At 64.5% G+C, this 19,684-nt stretch carries 20 protein-coding genes and 1 tRNA gene; all 21 read left to right on the top strand.

The genetic code is table 11. The features are described from left to right. Positions 1–154: 154 nt before the first annotated feature. The 21 genes from MasN3_RS18190 to nuoL all read left to right on the top strand — a co-directional run bounded on the left by MasN3_RS18190 (position 155) and on the right by nuoL (position 19,677). Positions 155–2,458, top strand: a complete 2,304-nt coding sequence (locus tag MasN3_RS18190) for an FdhF/YdeP family oxidoreductase (RefSeq protein WP_281909079.1) — start codon at positions 155–157, stop codon at positions 2,456–2,458. Then, a complete protein-coding gene (gene fdhD / locus MasN3_RS18185) occupies positions 2,455–3,294 on the top strand; it encodes a formate dehydrogenase accessory sulfurtransferase FdhD (protein WP_281909077.1) in 840 nt (279 codons plus the stop codon). Before MasN3_RS18190 ends, fdhD begins: the two co-directional genes overlap by 4 nt. A gap of 43 nt (positions 3,295–3,337) precedes the next feature. After that, positions 3,338–4,330 (top strand): MYG1 family protein, encoded by a 993-nt coding sequence (locus tag MasN3_RS18180; protein WP_281909075.1) that lies wholly within the window; start codon positions 3,338–3,340, stop codon positions 4,328–4,330. 61 nt (positions 4,331–4,391) lie between these two features. After that, a complete protein-coding gene (locus MasN3_RS18175) occupies positions 4,392–4,610 on the top strand; it encodes a hypothetical protein (protein ID WP_281909074.1) in 219 nt (72 codons plus the stop codon). Positions 4,611–4,697: 87 nt separating this feature from the next. Continuing rightward, complete coding sequence (locus tag MasN3_RS18170) at positions 4,698–5,168, top strand: hypothetical protein (RefSeq protein WP_281909072.1); 471 nt, start codon at positions 4,698–4,700, stop codon at positions 5,166–5,168. A gap of 69 nt (positions 5,169–5,237) precedes the next feature. Further along, the gene (locus MasN3_RS18165) at positions 5,238–6,218 is read left to right on the top strand and encodes an NAD(P)H-quinone oxidoreductase (protein ID WP_281909070.1); all 981 of its coding nucleotides are present in this window, start codon (positions 5,238–5,240) and stop codon (positions 6,216–6,218) included. A 108-nt stretch (positions 6,219–6,326) separates the two neighbouring features. Beyond that, the gene (tpiA, locus tag MasN3_RS18160; protein WP_281909068.1) at positions 6,327–7,076 is read left to right on the top strand and encodes a triose-phosphate isomerase; all 750 of its coding nucleotides are present in this window, start codon (positions 6,327–6,329) and stop codon (positions 7,074–7,076) included. Between the two features lie 90 nt (positions 7,077–7,166). Beyond that, positions 7,167–7,658 (top strand): preprotein translocase subunit SecG, encoded by a 492-nt coding sequence (gene secG, locus MasN3_RS18155; protein ID WP_281909067.1) that lies wholly within the window; start codon positions 7,167–7,169, stop codon positions 7,656–7,658. A gap of 224 nt (positions 7,659–7,882) precedes the next feature. Next, a tRNA-Leu gene (locus tag MasN3_RS18150) sits at positions 7,883–7,967 on the top strand. Between the two features lie 182 nt (positions 7,968–8,149). Continuing rightward, positions 8,150–8,509: an NADH-quinone oxidoreductase subunit A gene (locus tag MasN3_RS18145; protein WP_281909066.1), complete on the top strand. Its 360-nt coding sequence runs from the start codon at positions 8,150–8,152 to the stop codon at positions 8,507–8,509. Positions 8,510–8,512: 3 nt separating this feature from the next. Continuing rightward, complete coding sequence (locus MasN3_RS18140; protein ID WP_036249088.1) at positions 8,513–8,989, top strand: NuoB/complex I 20 kDa subunit family protein; 477 nt, start codon at positions 8,513–8,515, stop codon at positions 8,987–8,989. A 15-nt stretch (positions 8,990–9,004) separates the two neighbouring features. Beyond that, the gene (locus MasN3_RS18135) at positions 9,005–9,601 is read left to right on the top strand and encodes an NADH-quinone oxidoreductase subunit C (RefSeq protein ID WP_281909063.1); all 597 of its coding nucleotides are present in this window, start codon (positions 9,005–9,007) and stop codon (positions 9,599–9,601) included. Next, positions 9,601–10,854, top strand: coding sequence for an NADH-quinone oxidoreductase subunit D (locus tag MasN3_RS18130; protein WP_281909061.1), 1,254 nt, complete (start codon positions 9,601–9,603; stop codon positions 10,852–10,854). The genes MasN3_RS18135 and MasN3_RS18130 overlap by 1 nt, the downstream gene beginning before the upstream one ends. Positions 10,855–10,871: 17 nt before the next feature. Then, positions 10,872–11,348 (top strand): NADH-quinone oxidoreductase subunit NuoE, encoded by a 477-nt coding sequence (gene nuoE / locus MasN3_RS18125; RefSeq protein ID WP_281909060.1) that lies wholly within the window; start codon positions 10,872–10,874, stop codon positions 11,346–11,348. After that, positions 11,345–12,640, top strand: a complete 1,296-nt coding sequence (gene nuoF, locus MasN3_RS18120; RefSeq protein ID WP_281909058.1) for an NADH-quinone oxidoreductase subunit NuoF — start codon at positions 11,345–11,347, stop codon at positions 12,638–12,640. The genes nuoE and nuoF overlap by 4 nt, the downstream gene beginning before the upstream one ends. Before the next feature lie 21 nt (positions 12,641–12,661). Continuing rightward, a complete protein-coding gene (gene nuoG / locus MasN3_RS18115; RefSeq protein WP_281909056.1) occupies positions 12,662–14,992 on the top strand; it encodes an NADH-quinone oxidoreductase subunit NuoG in 2,331 nt (776 codons plus the stop codon). After that, positions 14,992–16,080 (top strand): NADH-quinone oxidoreductase subunit NuoH, encoded by a 1,089-nt coding sequence (nuoH, locus tag MasN3_RS18110; RefSeq protein WP_281909055.1) that lies wholly within the window; start codon positions 14,992–14,994, stop codon positions 16,078–16,080. The genes nuoG and nuoH overlap by 1 nt, the downstream gene beginning before the upstream one ends. 14 nt (positions 16,081–16,094) lie before the next feature. Further along, positions 16,095–16,583, top strand: coding sequence for an NADH-quinone oxidoreductase subunit NuoI (gene nuoI / locus MasN3_RS18105; RefSeq protein ID WP_027863876.1), 489 nt, complete (start codon positions 16,095–16,097; stop codon positions 16,581–16,583). Positions 16,584–16,600: 17 nt separating this feature from the next. Then, a complete protein-coding gene (locus MasN3_RS18100; protein WP_281909053.1) occupies positions 16,601–17,269 on the top strand; it encodes an NADH-quinone oxidoreductase subunit J in 669 nt (222 codons plus the stop codon). After that, positions 17,266–17,574 (top strand): NADH-quinone oxidoreductase subunit NuoK, encoded by a 309-nt coding sequence (nuoK, locus tag MasN3_RS18095; protein WP_281909052.1) that lies wholly within the window; start codon positions 17,266–17,268, stop codon positions 17,572–17,574. Before MasN3_RS18100 ends, nuoK begins: the two co-directional genes overlap by 4 nt. A 39-nt stretch (positions 17,575–17,613) precedes the next feature. Then, positions 17,614–19,677, top strand: coding sequence for an NADH-quinone oxidoreductase subunit L (nuoL, locus tag MasN3_RS18090; RefSeq protein ID WP_281909051.1), 2,064 nt, complete (start codon positions 17,614–17,616; stop codon positions 19,675–19,677). The last annotated feature ends 7 nt before the right edge of the window (positions 19,678–19,684 follow it).

Here is a 19,684-nt window from a genome sequence, read left to right as displayed (position 1 = left end):
GGCAAACGATTGATATTCCTGCAAGAATCTTCTGTGCTTGTCGGGTAAATGTTGACCGGAGATTGACCCGTCCTGCCGCCCCTACTGTTCGCAGGCGCACCGAATGTGCCGGGCAACAGGTTTAGCTTGATGCTTCCACGGACGAGGAGCGGCCATGAGCAAGCATTCGAGTGAGCTGAGGATCGAGAACCCGACGATGCCGGCGGGCGGCTGGGGTTCGGTGCAGGAAGTCTCCACCATCCTGCTGCACCAGCGCGTGCCGTTGAAGGACAGTCCGCTGCTGCTGAAGCAGAACAAGCCGGACGGCTTTGCCTGCGTGAGCTGCGCCTGGGCCAAGCCGGCCAATCCGCATCCCTTCGAGTTCTGCGAGAGCGGGGCCAAGGCCACGGCCTGGGAAACCACCAGCAAGGCCATTGGGGCCGACTTCTTCGAACGCCATACGGTCACCGAACTCGAGGCCTGGGACGACCACCGTCTGGAAGACCAGGGCCGCCTGACCGTGCCGCTGCGCTACGACCCGCAGACCGACAAGTACCGCGAGATCGGCTGGGACAGCGCGTTTGCCGAGATCGGCGCGCTGCTGCGTGCCATGGACCGCAAGGGGGTGGTGTTCTACAGCTCGGGCCGGGCCTCGCTCGAGACCTCCTACATGTACGGCTTGCTGGCGCGCATGTACGGCAACAACAACCTGCCGGACAGCTCCAACATGTGCCATGAAAGCACCTCGGTCGGGCTGCAAAAGACCATCGGCGTGCCGGTCGGCACCGTGACGCTGGAGGACTTCGAGCACACCGACTGCATCTTCTTCTTCGGCCAGAACGTGGGCGTGAACAGCCCGCGCATGCTGCACCAGCTGCAGCAGGCGCGCCGGCGCGGCGTGCCGATCATCACCTTCAACCCGCTGCGCGAGCGCGGACTGGTCAGCTTCACCAATCCGCAATCGCCCACCGAGATGCTCACCGGGGCCGAGACGGCCATCAGCACCCAGTACCACCAGGTCAAGCCCGGCGGCGACACCGCCGCCATCATGGGCCTGTGCAAGGCCATCTTCGCCTTCGACGACGCCACCCGCGCGGCGGGCAGCCAGCGGCTGCTCGATACCGCCTTCCTGCAGGAACACACCGATGGCCTGAAACACTTCGAGGCGGCGGTGCGCGCCTGCGCCTGGGGCGACATCGAACGCGAATCGGGCCTGCGCCGCGCCGCCCTCGAAAGCGCGGCCCAGGTGTACTGCAGCGCCAGCGCCGTGATGGCTGTCTACGGCATGGGCGTGACGCAGCACCGCAACGGCGTGCAGAACGTGGAGATGATCGTCAACCTGCTGCTCCTGCGCGGGAACATCGGCAAGCCCGGCGCCGGCGTGTGCCCGGTGCGCGGCCACTCCAACGTGCAGGGCCAGCGCACGGTCGGCATCACCGAAAAGCCCGAGCTGGCGCCGCTCGACAAGCTGGAACAACAGTACGGCTTCGCGCCGCCGCGCGAACCCGGCATGAACACGGTCGAGGCCTGCGAAGGCATCCTGGCCGGACGTGTGCAGGCCTTCATCGGCCTGGGCGGAAACTTCGTGCGCGCGGTGCCCGAGCGCCAGCTGATGGAGGCCGCGTGGCGCGCCATTCCGCTGACGGTGCAGGTCTCGACCAAGCTCAATCGCAACCACCTGGTCCATGGCAAGGCATCCTACATCCTGCCCTGCCTGGGACGGATCGAGATCGACCGCCAGGCCGGCGGCGCCCAGGACGTGACCATTGAGGATTCGACCGCCTGCATGCACGGCTCGCGCGGGATGGCCGAACCGGTGGCGCCGTCGCTGCTGTCGGAACCGGCCATCGTGGCCGGCATCGCCAAGGCTACGCTCGCGCCCAACCCGCGGGTCGACTGGGACCGCTGGGTGGCCGATTATGCGACCATCCGCGATGCGATCGCCGAGACCTATCCCGAGATCTTCCACGACTTCAATGCGCGCATGTGGACCCCGGGCGGCATTCGCAAACCCCTGGGCGCCGCGCACCGGGTCTGGAAGACCGAGAGCGGCAAGGCCAATTTCACGGTGCCCGAGGCGCTCCAGGGTAATCCGGACCTGAAGGGCGGTTCGAGCACGCTGCGCCTGTTCACGGTGCGTAGCGACGGCCAGTTCAACACCACCATCTACAGTCATGACGACCGCTTCCGCGGCGTCTACGGCAGCCGCATGGTGATCTTCATGGCGCGCGCCGACATGGCCCGGCATGCGCTCACGCAGGGCGAGCTGGTAACGCTGCGCTGCGCGGCCGAGGACGGGGTCGAGCGCCGCGTCGGCGGCCTGGCGGTGGTGCCCTATGACGTGCCCGAAGGCTGCATCGCGGGCTACTTCCCCGAGCTCAATCCCCTGATCCCGCTGTGGCACCACGCCAAGGAAAGCAAGGTGCCGGCGGCCAAGGCGATCGACGTGATCCTCGAGCGCGGCGGGAGGCCGTCGTGAACGCGGGGGAAGGCTTCTTCGCGCCGCAGGGCGCGCGCCGCCTGCCGGTGCAGCGCTGGCGCGACGGAGAACTGGCCGGCGCGGCCGAGCTGGTGGCGGACGAGGTGCCGGTCGCGCTCGTTTATAACGGCATCAGCCATGCGGTGATGCTGGCGTCCCCGCAGGACCTGGAAGATTTCGCGCTCGGCTTTTCGCTGGGCGAACGGATCGTGCGCGACGCGCGCGACATCCACGACATCGACGTCGAACAGGCTGGGCACGGCATCGCCATCGAGATGCGCATCGCCGCCGGCGCCATGATGCGCCTGAAGGAGACGCGCCGCGCGCGCACCGGAAAAACCGGCTGCGGCCTGTGCGGCGTGGAGAGCCTGGAGCGCTTCGGCGAGGATGCCTTCGCCGAGCTGGGGGAGGGCGCCCAGGCAGGCTTCGCGCCCGCAGCCCTGCACCGGGCGATGGCGGCGATGGCGGCGCGCCAGGACCTGCACCACGCGACCGGTGCCGTGCACGCGGCCGGCTGGGCCGGCCGCGATGGCGAACTGCTGTGCGTGCGCGAAGACATCGGCCGCCACAACGCCCTCGACAAGCTGGTCGGCGCACTGGCGCGCGGCAAGGCGGATACGACGGACGGCTTCGCGGTGGTGACCAGCCGCGCCAGCTTCGAGATGGTGCAGAAGGCCGCGCGCGCGGGCTTTCCGCTGCTGGCCGCGGTCTCGGCGCCGACCGCGCTGGCGGTGCAGGTGGCCGAGCGGGCAGGGCTGACCCTAGCCGGCTTTGTGCGGGGCGGACGCCACGTCCTGTACAGCCATCCGCAACGGCTCGCGCCCGAAGCGGGGTGAAGCGCGTATGATGCGCTCCTGATTTTTAAGTTTTGGAGCGACAATGGTCATCGTGACCCACAACGGCAAGTTCCATGCGGACGACGCATGGGCGGTGGCCGTCCTGCACATCCTCTTCCCTGACGCCGAGATCGTCAGGACACGCGAGAGCGCCATCATCGAGGCCGCCGATTTCGTGGTCGACGTCGGCGGCATCTGGGATCCGGCCGCGGGCCGCTTCGACCACCACCAGAAGGGCTTCGACGGCGCGCGCCCCAGCGGCGTGCCCTACGCCAGCGCCGGCCTGGTATGGCGCGATTACGGCGCGCGCTGCGTCGCCCACCTGGCAGCCATGCACACCGGCCACCAGCTCGACGAGGACACGGCCCAGCAGATGGCCTATGCCATCGATGCCGACATCGTCCAGTACCTCGACCTGTCGGACGTCGGCGCGGCCAAGAACGCGCCGGGCGGCTACGGCATGTCGGCGGTGGTGTCGGGCTTCAATCCGAACTGGATGGACGAGCAGCGCCTGGGCTACGGCGAGCAGGCCGACGCCTACCGCCTGGCCCAGTTCCGCAAGGCGATGGACTTTCTGACCGAGGTGATCGTCAATTCGGTCAAGTACCGCGTCGGCGCCATCCTGGCGCTGGCCCAGGTGCGCCAGGCGCAGGTGCTGGAGAACGGCCGGCTGCTGTTCCTGAAGAATGCGGCCTTGCCCTGGAGCTCGGTGGTGCGCAAGGAAATGCCGAAGGTGCTCTTCGTGCTCAGCCACAGCCTGTCGGAAGACCGCTACATGCTGCACACCGTGCCCGCCACGACCGACACCTTCGATGCGCGCGCCGACCTGCCGGAAAGCTGGGCCGGCCTGCGCGACGCCGACCTGGCCGCGGTGACCGGCGTGCCGGATGCGAAGTTCTGCCACAACGGCCGCTTCATTGCCGCCGCAAAATCCTACGAGGGCGCCTATGCGATGGCCCTGCAGGCGCTGCAGGCTGTCGACGCCGGCCTGAGCCCGCTGTTCGTCCCGCGCGAAGCGGCAGCCGCACTGAGTTAGGTAAGGCACGGTCAGTCCCGGCGCGAGACCGTATCTTGGCTCCATGGCAAAGATCGTTTCGATGAAAAAGCTTTACGCAATGCAGCGCATGTCGGCCGCGCTGAACCGGGCCGCGGCAGCGCGGCCCTTCGGACCGGAAACGGACCGGGCGCTGCGCTGGGCCGCGGCCTGGGGCATGGCGGCCGGGATCCGCACCCCGCATACGCGCGTGCGCCTGCGGCGCGATACCCTGGTGGGTGTCAGCGTCATGCAGGCGCCGCAGCGCCAGATGCGCTCGTGAAGCTGCGATTGTGGTAGTCTGACCCCCTGGCCCATCCATCTTGATCGATTTGCCGCGTGATGCCAGGCATCCGGCGATCGATGAGGCATGGACATGATTGCCAGACGCAAATTCAATCACATCACCGCAGGTCTCCTCTCCAAGTTTCTCACCCGCTACAACGACATCGACGGTTATTGGGCGCTCGGCGTGCTGTACACGCAAGCGCGCGCCTGCGGCAACCGGGTCGAGATCGATGTGCTCCATGGCCGCGCACGGCCGGATTTTCCTGCATGCAGCAGTATGGCGCGCAGCTGGGCACTGAACCTGCGCGAGGCGCTTGGCAGGCATGGCATCGCGCCGGATGCGCTGGCGGCAGCGAGCATGCTCCTCGAGTTCGGACTGGTGCCCATGCCTAACATTCCCAGCTACCCTAACGACCACAAGTTCGGCGCCGACTTCCGGGCGACCCTGCGCCTGCAGTCCCGCGATGGCCGCACGTTCGTCCGCCAGGATCGTGGCTACTGCATGCCGCACGTGGAATTCTGCGGTAGGCGCAGCACGCGCTGGACGGGTTGATGCGACGCGGGGCGCGCAGGTTTTCCCCGGCTCCCTTACAATTGTGGTTTTTTTAACACGGGAGTTCCCATGCGCGCCATCGAAATCACGCAGCCCGGCAAGCCGGACGTCCTGCAGCTGTGCGAGCGTCCTGTGCCGGTGCCCAAGGCCGGCGAGGTGTTGATCAAGGTGCACGCGGCCGGCATCAACCGCCCCGACGTGCTGCAGCGGCTCGGCAAATACCCGGTGCCGCCCGGCGCCTCCGATCTGCCGGGCCTGGAAGTGGCCGGCGAGATCGTCGACGGCGACTACGCGGCCGCCGGCTTTGCCAAGGGCGACCTGGTGTGCGCGCTGGTCCAGGGCGGCGGCTATGCCGAATACTGCACCGCTCCGCTTGAACAGTGCCTGCCGGTGCCGCAAGGCCTGAGCCTCTTGGCCGCGGCCTCGCTGCCCGAGACTTTTTTTACCGTTTGGTCAAATGTGTTCGACCGCGCCCGCCTGGCGCCGGGTGAATCGCTGCTGGTGCAGGGCGGCACCTCGGGCATCGGCGTCACCGCGATCCAGCTCGCCACGGCGCTGGGGCACCGCGTGTTCGCCACCGCGGGGTCCGATGAGAAGTGCCGCGCCTGCGAGCAGCTCGGCGCCGAACGCGGCATCAATTACCGCAGCGAGGATTTCGCGCAGGTCGTGAAGGAGCTGACCGGCGGGAAGGGCGTCGACGTGATCCTGGACATGGTGGCCGGCGACTACATCCCGCGCGAGATCGATTGCCTGGCCGACGATGGCCGCATCGCCCTGATCGCGCTGCTGGGCGGCGCGAAAGCCGAGATCGACCTGGGCCAGGTGCTGCGCCGCCGCCTCTGCATCACCGGCTCGACGCTGCGCCCGCGCCCGGTCGCGTTCAAGGCCGCGATCGCGCGCAGCCTGCGCGAGCGGGTCTGGCCGCTGTTCGAGCAGGGCAAACTCAAGCCGGTCATTTACCGGAGCTTCCCGCTGGCCCAGGCAGCCGAGGCACACGCGCTGATGGAGTCGAGCACGCACGTGGGCAAAATCGTATTGGAAGTGGTCTAAGAGATTGAATCAAAAAGGGAAGTGGCGCTCGCAGAATGGCTCAGCCATTGTTTGACCGCCACATATTCGACCGCTAGAATAGCGGGTTAAATTAAAAGATGGGGTTCTATGCGTCCCAAGCTCGTCGTAGGTAACTGGAAAATGAACGGCAGCCGTGCTGCCAATGCCGCGCTCCTGCACGGCATCCTCGAAGGTCTGGGCGATGCCCGGGCCCAGGTGGCGGTGTGCGTGCCGGCGCCCTACCTGTTCCAGTGCGAAGAAATTCTCAAGGGTTCCCCGGTCGCCTGGGGTGCGCAGGACGTGTCCTGCCATCCGGTGGGCGCCTATACCGGCGAAGTGTGCATGTCGATGCTGCAGGATTTCGGCAGCCGCTACGTGATCGTCGGCCACTCGGAGCGCCGCGCCTACCACGGCGAGACCAACGAACTGGTTGCCAGGAAGGCCAAGGCCGCGCTCGAGGCCGGTCTGACCCCGATCGTCTGCATCGGCGAAACCCTGGAGCAGCGCGAAGCGGGGCAGACCATGGAAGTGGTCAATGCCCAGCTGGAAGCCGTGCTGGAAGCGGTGGGCGTTGACGCCGTCGACAAGATCGTGCTGGCCTACGAGCCGGTGTGGGCGATCGGCACCGGCAAGACCGCAACTCCGGAAATGGCCCAGGAAGTTCACGCCGGCCTGCGCCAGAAACTGCGCGGATGCAACGCCGATGCCGCGCAGCGCACGCTGGTGCTGTACGGCGGCAGCATGAAGCCGGATAATGCGGCGGACCTGATGGCGCAGCCGGATATTGACGGCGGCCTGATCGGCGGTGCGGCGCTGAAAGCGGCGGACTTCCTCGGCATCATTCGCTCAGCGAATTGAGAGATTCACAGTTTCAAAAGTAATCAAGCTTTAGAGATAGAGCATTCATAGCAGTCAATCGACGTCGTTTAACTTGGAAATGGAATTGTAATGAACACCGTGTTCAATCTGATTATTGTTGTGCAGGTTATTTCTGCCCTGGCCATCATCGGCCTGGTGCTGGTCCAGCACGGCAAGGGCGCCGACATGGGCGCGGCCTTCGGTTCGGGCGCCTCGGGCAGCCTGTTCGGCGCCTCGGGCTCGTCGAACTTCCTGTCGAAGTCGACCGCCGTCGCGGCCGCGGTGTTCTTTGCATCGACCCTGGCGCTGGCCTGGCACAGCAATGGCCGTACCGCCGCCGGCACCGATGGCGGCGTGATGGAGCGCGTCACCGTGCCGTCCTCGCAGGCGCCAGCCACTGGCATTCCGACCGACGTCCCGGGCGCGGGCCCGAACGCCGGCGCGACCACCGCCGTTCCGGCCAACGACATCCCGCAGACCCCGGGCGTTGCCGTGCCTGCCGCGCCGGGCGAAGCCGCTCCGGCGCCGGCCGCTCCAGCCGCAGCTGCGCCCGCCGCACCTGCACCGGCACCGACCAAGTAATTCCTGGCCCGGGCCGCACGCCCGTTCCAGATTAGGAGTAGAATGCGCCTCGCCATCGGGCAGGGTGCATGGTTGTGAAGGATGGGCAGCCCTTTAAGCTGCCAACCCTGCAGTAAAGATGGCTGGCATCAAAAGAAATGTTGAGTAATTGCGTAATTTCCTTGTGATAGCGCAATTTGTGCATTGAAAAGTAGTGCTAAAGCAGGGTAAAATACTGGTCTCCAGCCGACGTGGTGAAATTGGTAGACACGCTATCTTGAGGGGGTAGTGGCGCAAGCTGTGCGAGTTCGAGTCTCGCCGTCGGCACCAATATACGAAAGAGCCAGCAAGGGCGCATGAGCGATCGCTCTCCTGCCTGAGCTGGCTTTTTCACGAGGATCAGTTGTACGGTCCTGGTGGCATTCAACGGAGTTCTCCTCCGGCCAGGTTCGCGCGACTCGGCGCTGCAGCCCTGCAGTGTTTCATTAACCGATCGTTCAAATAGGCTTCACGTGAACCTCGAAAATTATCTCCCCGTTCTTCTCTTTATCCTGATTGGCATCGGCGTCGGTGTCGCTCCGCAGGTGCTCGGCCGTATCCTGGGTCCGCACCGCCCGGACGCCGCCAAGCTGTCCCCGTATGAATGCGGCTTCGAAGCCTTCGAAGATGCGCGCATGAAGTTCGACGTTCGCTACTACCTGGTGGCGATCCTGTTTATTTTGTTTGATCTGGAAACGGCATTCTTCTTCCCATGGGGCGTCTCGATGCGCGAACTGGGCTGGACCGGTTTCATCACGATGATGGTGTTCATCGCCGAATTCGTCGTGGGCTTCTGGTACATCTGGAAGAAAGGTGCCCTTGATTGGGAATAAGCCATGGCAATTGAAGGCGTATTAAACGAAGGTTTCATTACCACCACAGCCGATAAGCTGATCAACTGGGCACGCACGGGATCGATGTTCCCGATGACGTTTGGCCTGGCATGCTGCGCGGTCGAGATGATGCATGTGGGCGCTGCCCGCTACGATCTCGACCGTTTTGGCATTGTGTTCCGCCCGTCGCCGCGCCAGTCCGACGTGATGATCGTCGCCGGCACGCTGTGCAACAAGATGGCTCCCGCCCTGCGCAAGGTGTACGACCAGATGGCCGAACCGCGCTGGGTGATCTCGATGGGGTCCTGCGCCAACGGCGGCGGCTACTACCACTACTCGTACTCGGTGGTGCGCGGCTGCGACCGTATCGTGCCGGTCGACGTGTACGTGCCGGGTTGCCCGCCGACCGCGGAAGCCCTGCTGTACGGCATCCTGCAGCTGCAGAACAAGATCAAGCGCACCAACACCATCGCGCGCTAAGAACAGCGAAACACCATGACGACGAAACTCGAAACCCTTGAACTCGCCCTGAAAAACGCACTGGGCGAGGGCGCCGCCATCAAGCAGGCGCTGGGCGAAGTGACTGTGGTGGTCAAGGCCGCCGACTACATCAAGACGATGCAGGCGCTGCGCGACGACCCCGCACTCGCCTTCGAAGAAATGATCGACCTGTGCGGCGTCGACTACTCCCAATATGGTGAAGGCACCTGGGACGGTCCGCGCTTCGCGGTGGTCGTGCACCTGCTCTCGCTCCAGCACAACTGGCGCGTGCGCGTGCGCACCTTCTGCGTGGACGACGACATGCCGATGGTCGAATCGATCACGCCGATCTGGCGCGCCGCCAACTGGTTCGAGCGCGAAGCCTTCGACCTGTTCGGCATCCTGTTCGACGGTCACGGCGACCTGCGCCGCATCCTGACCGACTACGGCTTCATCGGCCACCCGTTCCGCAAGGACTTCCCGATCACGGGCTATGTCGAGATGCGCTACGACCCTGAACAGAAACGCGTGATCTACCAACCGGTGACGATCGAACCGCGCGAGAACATCCCGCGCGTGATCCGCGAAGAAACCTACGGGACATCGAAATAATGGCTGAGCTTAAGAATTACACCCTGAACTTTGGTCCGCAGCACCCGGCAGCGCACGGCGTGCTGCGCCTTGTGCTGGAACTGGACGGCGAAGTGATCCAGCGCGCCGACCCGCACATCGGCCTGCTGCACCGCGGCACCGAGAAGCTGGCCGAGACCCGCACCTACCTGCAGTCGGTCCCGTACATGGACCGCCTGGACTACGTGTCGATGATGTGCAACGAGCACGGCTACGTGCTGGCGATCGAAAAGCTGCTGGGCATCGAAGCCCCGATCCGCGCGCAGTACATCCGCACGATGTTCGACGAGATCACCCGTATCCTGAACCACCTGATGTGGCTGGGCGCGCACGCGCTCGACATCGGCGCCATGGGTCCCTTCCTGTACGCCTTCCGTGACCGCGAAGACCTGTTCGACGTCTACGAGGCGGTGTCGGGCGCGCGCATGCACGCGGCCTACTACCGCCCGGGCGGCGTGTACCGCGACCTGCCGGACCGCATGCCGCAGCACCGCGAGTCGCCGATCCGCTCGAAGAAGGCGATCGACGAACTGAATCGCGACCGCCAGGGTTCGGTGCTGGACTTCATCGATGCGTTCACGAAGCGTTTCGACGGCTACGTCGACGAATACGAAACCCTGCTGACCGATAACCGTATCTGGAAGCAGCGTACCGTCGGCATCGGCGTGGTGTCGCCGGAAGACGCGAAAGCGATGGGCTTCTCCGGCGCCATGCTGCGCGGCTCGGGCGTGGCCTGGGACCTGCGCAAGACCCAGCCCTACGCGGCCTATGACAAGGTCGAGTTCGACATCCCGGTCGGCACCAACGGCGACTCCTACGACCGCTACCTGGTGCGCGTGGAAGAAATGCGCCAGTCGAACCGCATCATCAAGCAGTGCATCGCCTGGCTGCGCGTGAACCAGGGTCCGGTGATGATCGACAACCACAAGATCGCGCCGCCGAACCGCATGGACATGAAGTCCAACATGGAATCGCTGATCCACCACTTCAAGCTGTTCACCGAAGGCTTCCACGTGCCGGAAGGCGAGGCCTACGCGGCGGTCGAGCACCCGAAGGGCGAGTTCGGCATCTACATCGTCTCGGACGGCGCCAACAAGCCGTACCGCCTGAAGATCCGCACCCCGGACTACGTCCACCTGCAGAGCCTCGACGAAATGTCGCGCGGTCACATGATCGCCGACGCGGTCGCGATCATCGGCACCCAGGACATCGTGTTCGGCAGTATCGACCGCTAAGAGGGCAGGAAAGAATTATGTTATCGCAGGAAACCTACAAGAAAATTGATCGCGAGCTGGCCAAGTACCCAGCCGATCAACGCCAGTCGGCCGTGATGGCCTCGCTGGCCCACGCCCAGGTCGAACTGGGCTGGCTGTCGCCGGAAACCATGCAGGAAGTCGCCGACTACATCGGCATGCCGGCCATCGCCGTGCAGGAAGTGGCGACCTTCTACAACATGTACAACCTGAAGCCGGTTGGCAAGGCCAAGATCACGGTCTGCACCAACCTGCCGTGCGCCCTGTCGGGCGGCGAGCGCGCCGGCCAGTACCTGAAGGACAAGCTGGGCATCGACTACCGCGAAACCACCGCGGACGGCCAGTTCACCCTGGTCGAAGGCGAGTGCATGGGCGCCTGCGGCGACGCGCCGGTGATGCTGGTGAATAACCACCGCATGTGCTCGTTCATGAACGACCAGAAAATCGACGCCCTGGTAGAGGAACTGAAGAAATGAGCAGCCTGCACGATCGTCACATCAATCCGCTGATCCTCAAGGACCTGAACGGCGATAACTGGCGCCTGGCCGACTACGTCAAGCGTGGCGGCTATTCGGCGCTGCGCAAGATCCTGGAAGGCGGTGTCGCGCCGGAACAGATCATCGCCGACCTGAAGGCCTCGGGCCTGCGCGGCCGCGGCGGCGCCGGTTTCCCGACCGGCCTGAAGTGGAGCTTCATGCCGCGCCAGTACCCGGGCCAGAAATACCTCGTCTGCAATACCGACGAAGGCGAGCCGGGTACCTTCAAGGACCGCGACATCATCCGCTACAACCCGCACGCGCTGATCGAAGGCATGGCCATCGGCGCCTACGCGATGGGCATCACCGTGGGCTACAACTACATCCACGGCGAGATCTTCCAGGAATACCTGCGCTTCGAAGAGGCGCTGGAAGAGGCGCGCGCCGCCGGCTTCCTGGGCGATAACATCATGGGTTCGAACTTCTCGTTCCAGCTGCATGCCCACCACGGCTACGGCGCCTACATCTGCGGCGAAGAAACCGCGCTGCTCGAGTCGCTCGAAGGCAAGAAGGGCCAGCCGCGCTTCAAGCCGCCGTTCCCGGCCTCGTTCGGCCTGTACGGCAAGCCGACCACCATCAACAACACCGAGACCTTCGCGGCCGTCCCGTTCCTGCTGAACATCGGCCCGGAAAACTACATGGCGCTCGGCAAGCCGAACAACGGCGGCACCAAGATCTTCTCGATCTCGGGCGACGTCGAGCGTCCGGGCAATTACGAAGTCCCGCTGGGCACCCCGTTCGCCAAGCTGATGGAGCTGGCCGGCGGCATGCGCGGCGGCAAGAAGATCAAGGCCGTCATCCCGGGCGGTTCGTCGGCGCCGGTGATCCGCGGCGAGGTCATGATGGATACCGACCTCGACTACGATTCGATCGCCAAGGCCGGTTCGATGCTGGGTTCGGGCGCCGTGATCGTCATGGACGAGACCCGCTGCATGGTCAAGTCGCTGCTGCGCCTGTCGTACTTCTACTATGAAGAATCCTGCGGCCAGTGCACCCCGTGCCGTGAAGGCACCGGCTGGATGTACCGCATGGTCCACCGCATCGAGAACGGCAAGGGCCGTCCGGAAGACATGGACCTGCTGAACAACATCGCGGGCAACATCAAGGGCCGCACCATCTGCGCGCTGGGCGACGCCGCCGCGATGCCGGTGGAAGCGATGATCAAGAACTTCCGCGAGGAATTCGAATATCACATCGAGCACAAGCACTGCCTCGTGCCCGCATACCTTTAAACCAGGTCAGGTAACGATCAAATGGTTGAAATTGAATTAGACGGCAAAAAAGTCGAAGTCGCACCAGGTTCCATGGTGATGGACGCCGCAAACAAACTCGGGACCTACATCCCGCACTTCTGCTATCACAAGAAATTGTCGATCGCAGCGAACTGCCGCATGTGCCTGGTCGAAGTCGAGAAGGCACCGAAGCCGCTGCCGGCCTGCGCCACGCCGGTTTCGCCGGGCATGATCGTGCGCACCCACAGCGACAAGGCCGTGCAGGCACAGAAGTCGGTGATGGAGTTCCTGCTCATTAACCACCCGCTGGATTGCCCGATCTGCGACCAGGGCGGCGAATGCCAGCTGCAGGATCTGGCCGTCGGCTACGGCAAGAGCCAGTCGCGCTACGACGAAGAAAAGCGAGTGGTGGCACCGAAGGAAGCCGGCCCGCTGATCTCGATGGAAGAGATGGCGCGCTGCATCCAGTGCACCCGTTGCGTGCGCTTCGGCCAGGAAGTGGCCGGCGTGATGGAATTCGGCATGGTCGGCCGCGGCGAGCACTCGGAGATCACCACGTTTGTCGGCAAGACCGTGGACTCGGAAGTGTCGGGCAACATGATCGACCTGTGCCCGGTCGGCGCGCTCACCAGCAAGCCGTTCCGCTACTCGGCGCGTCCGTGGGAACTGCAGCGCCGCAAGTCGATCGCGCCGCACGACTCGCTCGGCTCGAACCTGATCGTCCAGGTCAAGGGCGGCAAGGTCATGCGCGTGCTGCCGCTGGAAAACGAAGCCATCAACGAATGCTGGCTGTCGGACAAGGACCGCTTCTCGTACGAGGCGCTGGACAATGCCGACCGCCTGACCCAGCCGATGATCAAGCAGGGTGGCGTATGGATTGAGGCCGACTGGCAGACCGCGCTGGAATACGTGGCCCACGGCCTGCGTAACATCCGCCACGAGCATGGCGCAGACAGCATCGCCGCTGTCGCGACCCCGCACTCGACGCTGGAAGAACTGTACCTGCTGAACAAGATGACCCGCGGCCTCGGCTCGGACAACATCGAGTTCCGCCTGCGCCAGAGCGACTTCGCCCTGGACGGCCAGGTCACCCCGTGGCTGGGCATGCCGATCGCGAACTTCTCGCAACTGAAGCGCGCCTTCGTCATCGGTTCCAACCTGCGCAAGGATCACCCGCTGGTGGCGACCCGCCTGCGCACCGCCACCAAGGGCGGCGCCAAGCTGTCCCTGCTGGGCGCGAGCGACGACGAACTCCTGATGCCGGTGGCGAACAAGATGGTCGCCGCACCGAGCGACTGGCTGGCCGCGCTGTCGGAAGTCGTGGTCGCCGTGGCCTTGGCCAAGGACATCGCAGCCCCGGCTGGCTTCGGCAACGTTGAACCGAGCGAAGGCGGCAAGGCCATCGCCGCGACCCTGGTCGGCGTCGACACCCCGGGCGCCGTCCTGCTGGGTAACGCTGCCGCCTACCATCCGCAAGCCTCGAAGATCCACGCCGCGGCGCAATGGATCGCCGAGCAGACCGGCTGCGCCTTCGGCTACCTGGTCGACGCCGCCAACACCGTCGGCGGCCACATCGTCGGCGCCACGGGCAAGGGCGAAGCCGTGTTCGCATCGCCGAAGAAAGCCTACGTGCTGCTGAACGCGGAACCGGAACTGGATGCGGCCAATCCGCAGCAGGCGCGCGCCGCACTGGACGGCGCCGAGATGGTCGTCGCCATGTCGGCTTTCAAGCACGGCATGGACTTCGCCGACGTGCTGCTGCCGATCTCGCCGTTTAGCGAGACCGCCGGCACCTTCGTGAACTGCGAAGGCCGCGCACAGAGCTTCAACGGCACCGTCAAGCCGCTCGGCGAAACCCGCCCGGCCTGGAAAGTGCTGCGCGTGCTCGGCAACCTGCTGGGCCTGTCGGGCTTCGACTACGAGACCTCGGAATCGATCCGCGAAGAAGCGATCGGCAAGGGCGTCACCGACCTGTCGTCCAAGCTGAACAACGTCGCCAGGCTGGCGCCGAGCGCGGGCCAGTATTCCCCGGCCGGCCAGATCGAGCGCGTCGCCGACGTCGGCATTTACTTCACCGACGCGCTGGCGCGCCGTTCGGAGCCGCTGCAGCGCACCGCCGACGCGAATGCGCCGCTGGTGACCCTGTCCAAGGCCGTGGCCGAGCAGATCGGCGTCAAGGCCGGCGACCTGGTCCGTGTGTCGCAGGGTTCGGGCAGCGCCACCTTGGTGGCCAACGTGGATGCACGCCTGCCGTCGAACGCGGTGCGCGTGGCCGCCGGCCACCCGGCCGTCGCCACCCTGGGCGCGATGTTTGGTTCGATCAATGTTGAAAAAGCAGGAGAGGGCAAATAATGGCAACGCCCGGTTTTATCGATACGCTGAACGCCGGCGGGGCTGACCTGCTCGGCCCGGTCTGGCCGCTGGCCTGGACCGTCATGAAGATCCTCGTGGTGCTGCTGCCGCTGATGGGTCTGGTGGCCTACCTGACCCTGTGGGAGCGCAAGCTGATCGGCTGGATCCAGATCCGCGTCGGCCCGAACCGCGTGGGTCCGGGCGGCCTGCTGCAGCCGATCGCCGACGCGGTCAAGCTGCTGCTCAAGGAAATCGTCATCCCGGCCAAGGCCAACCGCAGCCTGTTCGTGATCGGTCCGATCATGACCATCATGCCGGCGCTGGCCGCCTGGGCGGTGGTCCCGTTCGGCCCGCAAGCCGCGCTGGCCAACGTCAACGCCGGCCTGCTGTTCCTGATGGCGATCACCTCGATGGAAGTCTACGGCGTCATCATCGCCGGCTGGGCTTCGAACTCGAAGTACTCGTTCCTGGGTGCGATGCGCGCCTCGGCCCAGATGATCTCCTACGAAATCCCGATCGGTTTCGTGCTGGTCGTGGTGCTGATGGTCACCGGCAGCCTGAACATGACCGACATCGTCACCAGCCAGCAGATCGGCACCTTCGCCGACATGGGCCTGAACTTCCTGTCGTGGAACTGGCTGCCGCTGCTGCCGCTGTTCGTGATCTATTTCGTGTCCGGCCTGGCCGAATGCAACCGCCACCCGTTCGACGTGGTGGAAGGGGAGTCGGAGATTGTCGCCGGCCACATGGTCGAGTACTCGGGCATGTCCTACGCGATGTTCATGCTGGCCGAATACGCCAACATGATCCTGATCGCCACCCTGGCATCGATCCTGTTCCTGGGCGGCTGGTCGGCACCGTTCGGCTTCCTGGAATTCGGCGCGATCGGCGGCTTCTTCTGGCTGTTCCTGAAGATGTTCATGCTGGTATCGACCATGATTTGGGTCCGCGGCACCTTCCCGCGCTACCGCTATGACCAGATCATGCGCCTGGGCTGGAAAGTGTTCATCCCGCTGACCCTGTTCTGGCTGGTCGTGGTCGCGATCTGGATGCACTCGCCGTGGAACATCTGGATGCCTGTGAAGTAAGGAAGCAAACGAAAATGAATCGGATTAAAGAAATCGTCGGCAGCCTGATGCTGTCCGAACTCTTCAAGGGCCTGGCCCTGACCGGCAAGTATGCGCTGTCGCGCAAGATCACGGTCCAGTACCCGGAAGAGAAGACCCCGATGTCGAACCGCTTCCGCGGCCTGCACGCCCTGCGTCGCTACCCCAACGGGGAAGAGCGCTGCATCGCCTGCAAGCTGTGCGAGGCAGTGTGCCCGGCAATGGCGATCACCATCGAATCGGCGCAGCGCGAGGACGGCACCCGCCGCACCACGCGCTACGACATCGACCTGACCAAGTGCATCTTCTGCGGCTTCTGCGAAGAATCCTGCCCGGTCGACTCGATCGTCGAGACCCACGTGCTGGAATACCACGGCGAAAAGCGTGGCGATCTCTACTACACCAAAGAGATGCTGCTGGCCGTCGGTGACCGCTACGAAAACGACATCGCCGCCGCCCGCGAAGCGGACGCGAAGTACCGATAAGAAGAGGCTGTCAATTCATGGAATTCACCACTTTCCTGTTCTACGCGTTCGCGACCATCACGGTCCTGGCCGCCTTGCGCGTCATCACCACCAAGAACCCAGTGCACGCCGCGCTGTTCCTGGTGCTGGCCTTCTTCAACGTGGCCGGCATCTGGCTGTTGCTGAAGGCCGAGTTCCTGGCCATCGTGCTGGTGCTGGTCTACGTCGGCGCCGTGATGGTGCTGTTCCTGTTCGTCGTCATGATGCTCGACATTAATATCGACCGCATGCGCGAAGGCTTCTGGGGCTACCTGCCGGTCGCCTCGGGCGTGGGCGCCCTGATCGTGCTCGAGATGGCCGCCGTGCTGTACCGCGCGTACAACCAGACCGACCTGTCGGCCGAGGCTGCCGCCCTAAACATCGGCGGCACCAAGGAACTGGGCCTCCTGATCTACACCAAGTACATCTACGGTTTCGAGATCGCCGCCGTGATCCTGCTGGTGGCGATCATCGCCGCAGTCGCCCTGACCCTGCGCAAGCGCAAGGACACCAAAGCAATCGACCCGGGCCTCGCCGTCCGCGTCAAGCGTAACGACCGCCTGCGCATCGTCAAGATGGATGCGGTCAACCAGCGCGCCATCGATGCAGCAGCCGCCGAACGAGCAGCAGCAGCCGCAGCGGCCGCAGCACCGAAGGAGGCACCATGACCTTGTCGCTCGCACACTACCTGATCCTGGGCGCGATCCTGTTCGCGATCTCGGTGATCGGTATCTTCCTGAACCGGAAGAACATCATCATCCTGCTGATGGCCATCGAACTGATGCTGCTGGCGGTGAACCTGAACTTCGTCGCTTTCTCGCACTACCTCGGAGACGCGGCGGGGCAGATCTTCGTGTTCTTCATTCTGACCGTCGCGGCCGCCGAATCGGCAATCGGCCTGGCGATCCTGGTGGTCCTGTTCCGTAACCTGGACACGATCGATGTGGAAGACCTCGACAGCCTGAAGGGCTGATGGTCTCGGCTGATTAACAATAACGACTAAGGTTCAACAATGGCGGGGCAACTCTCTTCCTCAATGTTACTGGCGGTGCCTCTGGCGCCGCTGGCAGGCTCGGCGATTGCCGGCCTGCTCGGCACCAAGTTCTTCGGCAATGTGGTCGGCCGCAAGGTGTCGCACACCGCGACCATCCTGGGCGTCCTGATCGCGCTGATCATCTCGGTCCAGACCCTGATGGCGGTGCTCGATGGCGCACCGGTTTTCAATGAAGACATCTACACCTGGATGACCGTCGGCACGCTCAAGCTGGCCGTCGGCTTCCAGATCGACACGCTGTCGGCGATGATGATGTGCGTGGTCACCTCGGTCTCGCTGATGGTGCACATCTACACGATCGGCTACATGGCCGAGGACGAAGGCTACAACCGCTTCTTCTCGTACATCTCGCTGTTCACCTTCGCGATGCTGATGCTGGTCATGTCCAACAACTTCCTGCAGCTGTTCTTCGGCTGGGAAGCGGTGGGCCTGGTCTCGTATCTCCTGATCGGCTTCTGGTATACCCGTCCGACCGCGATCTTCGCGAACATGAAGGCCTTCCTGGTCAACCGCGTCGGCGACTTCGGCTTCATCCTGGGCATCGGCCTGCTGCTGGCCGCTTCCGGCACGATGCAGTACACCGAGGTGTTCGCCCAGGCCGACAAGCTGGCCGGCATGACCGTGCCGGGCATCGGCTGGCCGCTGCTGACCGCAGCCTGCATCTGCCTGTTCATCGGCGCGATGGGCAAGTCGGCGCAGTTCCCGCTGCACGTCTGGCTGCCCGACTCGATGGAAGGCCCGACCCCGATCTCGGCGCTGATCCACGCTGCGACCATGGTTACCGCCGGCATCTTCATGGTGTCGCGCATGTCGCCGCTGTTCGAACTGTCGGACGGCGCACTGTCCTTCATCATCGTGATCGGCTCGATCACCGCGCTGTTCATGGGCTTCCTGGGCATCATCCAGAACGACATCAAGCGCGTGGTCGCTTACTCGACCCTGTCGCAGCTGGGCTACATGACCGTCGCCCTGGGCGTGTCGGCCTACTCGGTGGCCGTGTTCCACCTGATGACCCACGCCTTCTTCAAGGCGCTGCTGTTCCTCGGCGCGGGTTCGGTCATCATCGGCATGCACCACGACCAGGACATGCGCAACATGGGCGGCCTGCGCAAGTACATGCCGATCACCTGGATCACTTCGCTGCTGGGCTCGCTGGCCCTGATCGGCACCCCGTTCTTCTCGGGCTTCTACTCGAAGGATTCGATCATCGAGGCGGTGCACGCGTCGAACCTGCCGGGTTCGGGCTTCGCCAACTTCGCGGTGCTGGCCGGCGTGTTCGTGACCGCCTTCTACTCGTTCCGCATGTACTTCCTGGTGTTCCATGGCGAGTCGCGCTGGAACAAGCCGCAGCCGCACAGCCATGGCCACGATTCGGATGCGCACAATGAAGAAGACGCGCATGGCGACGACCACCACCACCACGGCCTGCAGCCGGGCGACAAGCCGCACGAGTCGCCGCTGGTCGTGACCCTGCCGCTGATCCTGCTGGCGATCCCGTCGGTCATCATCGGCTACCTGGCCATCGGCCCGATGCTGCACGGCGACTTCTTCAAGGACGTGATCTTCGTCAGCCCGAACCACCCGGCGATGGCTGAACTGAGCGAGATGTTCCACGGCCCGATGGCGATGGCCCTGCACGGCGTGCAGACCGCACCGTTCTGGCTGGCACTGGCAGGCGTGGCGCTGGCTTACTACTGCTACATGGTCAACCCGCGCGTTCCGGCCTGGTTCTATGCCAAGTTCAAGTTCCTGCACACCCTGCTGGACAACAAGTACTACATGGACAAGTTCAACGACGTCGTGTTCGCCGGCGGCGCGCGCGCCATCGGTGGCGGCCTGTGGAAAGTGGGCGACCGCGGCCTGATCGACGGCCTGCTGGTCAACGGCTCGGCCAAGCTGGTCGGCTGGTTCTCGACGATTACCCGTACCTTCCAGACGGGCTACATCTACCACTACGCGTTCGTGATGATCGTTGGCGTGCTGGCGACGCTGCTGTGGTTCTTCCCGTTCTGGCGCGGTTAATCGGCTC

This window comes from Massilia varians (assembly GCF_027923905.1).
In the GTDB taxonomy this organism is placed as follows: Bacteria; Pseudomonadota; Gammaproteobacteria; order Burkholderiales; family Burkholderiaceae_D; genus Telluria; species Telluria varians_B.
The sequence above is the reverse complement of the archived record's forward strand: the minus strand, read 5'-3'. Positions and strand labels throughout refer to the sequence as shown.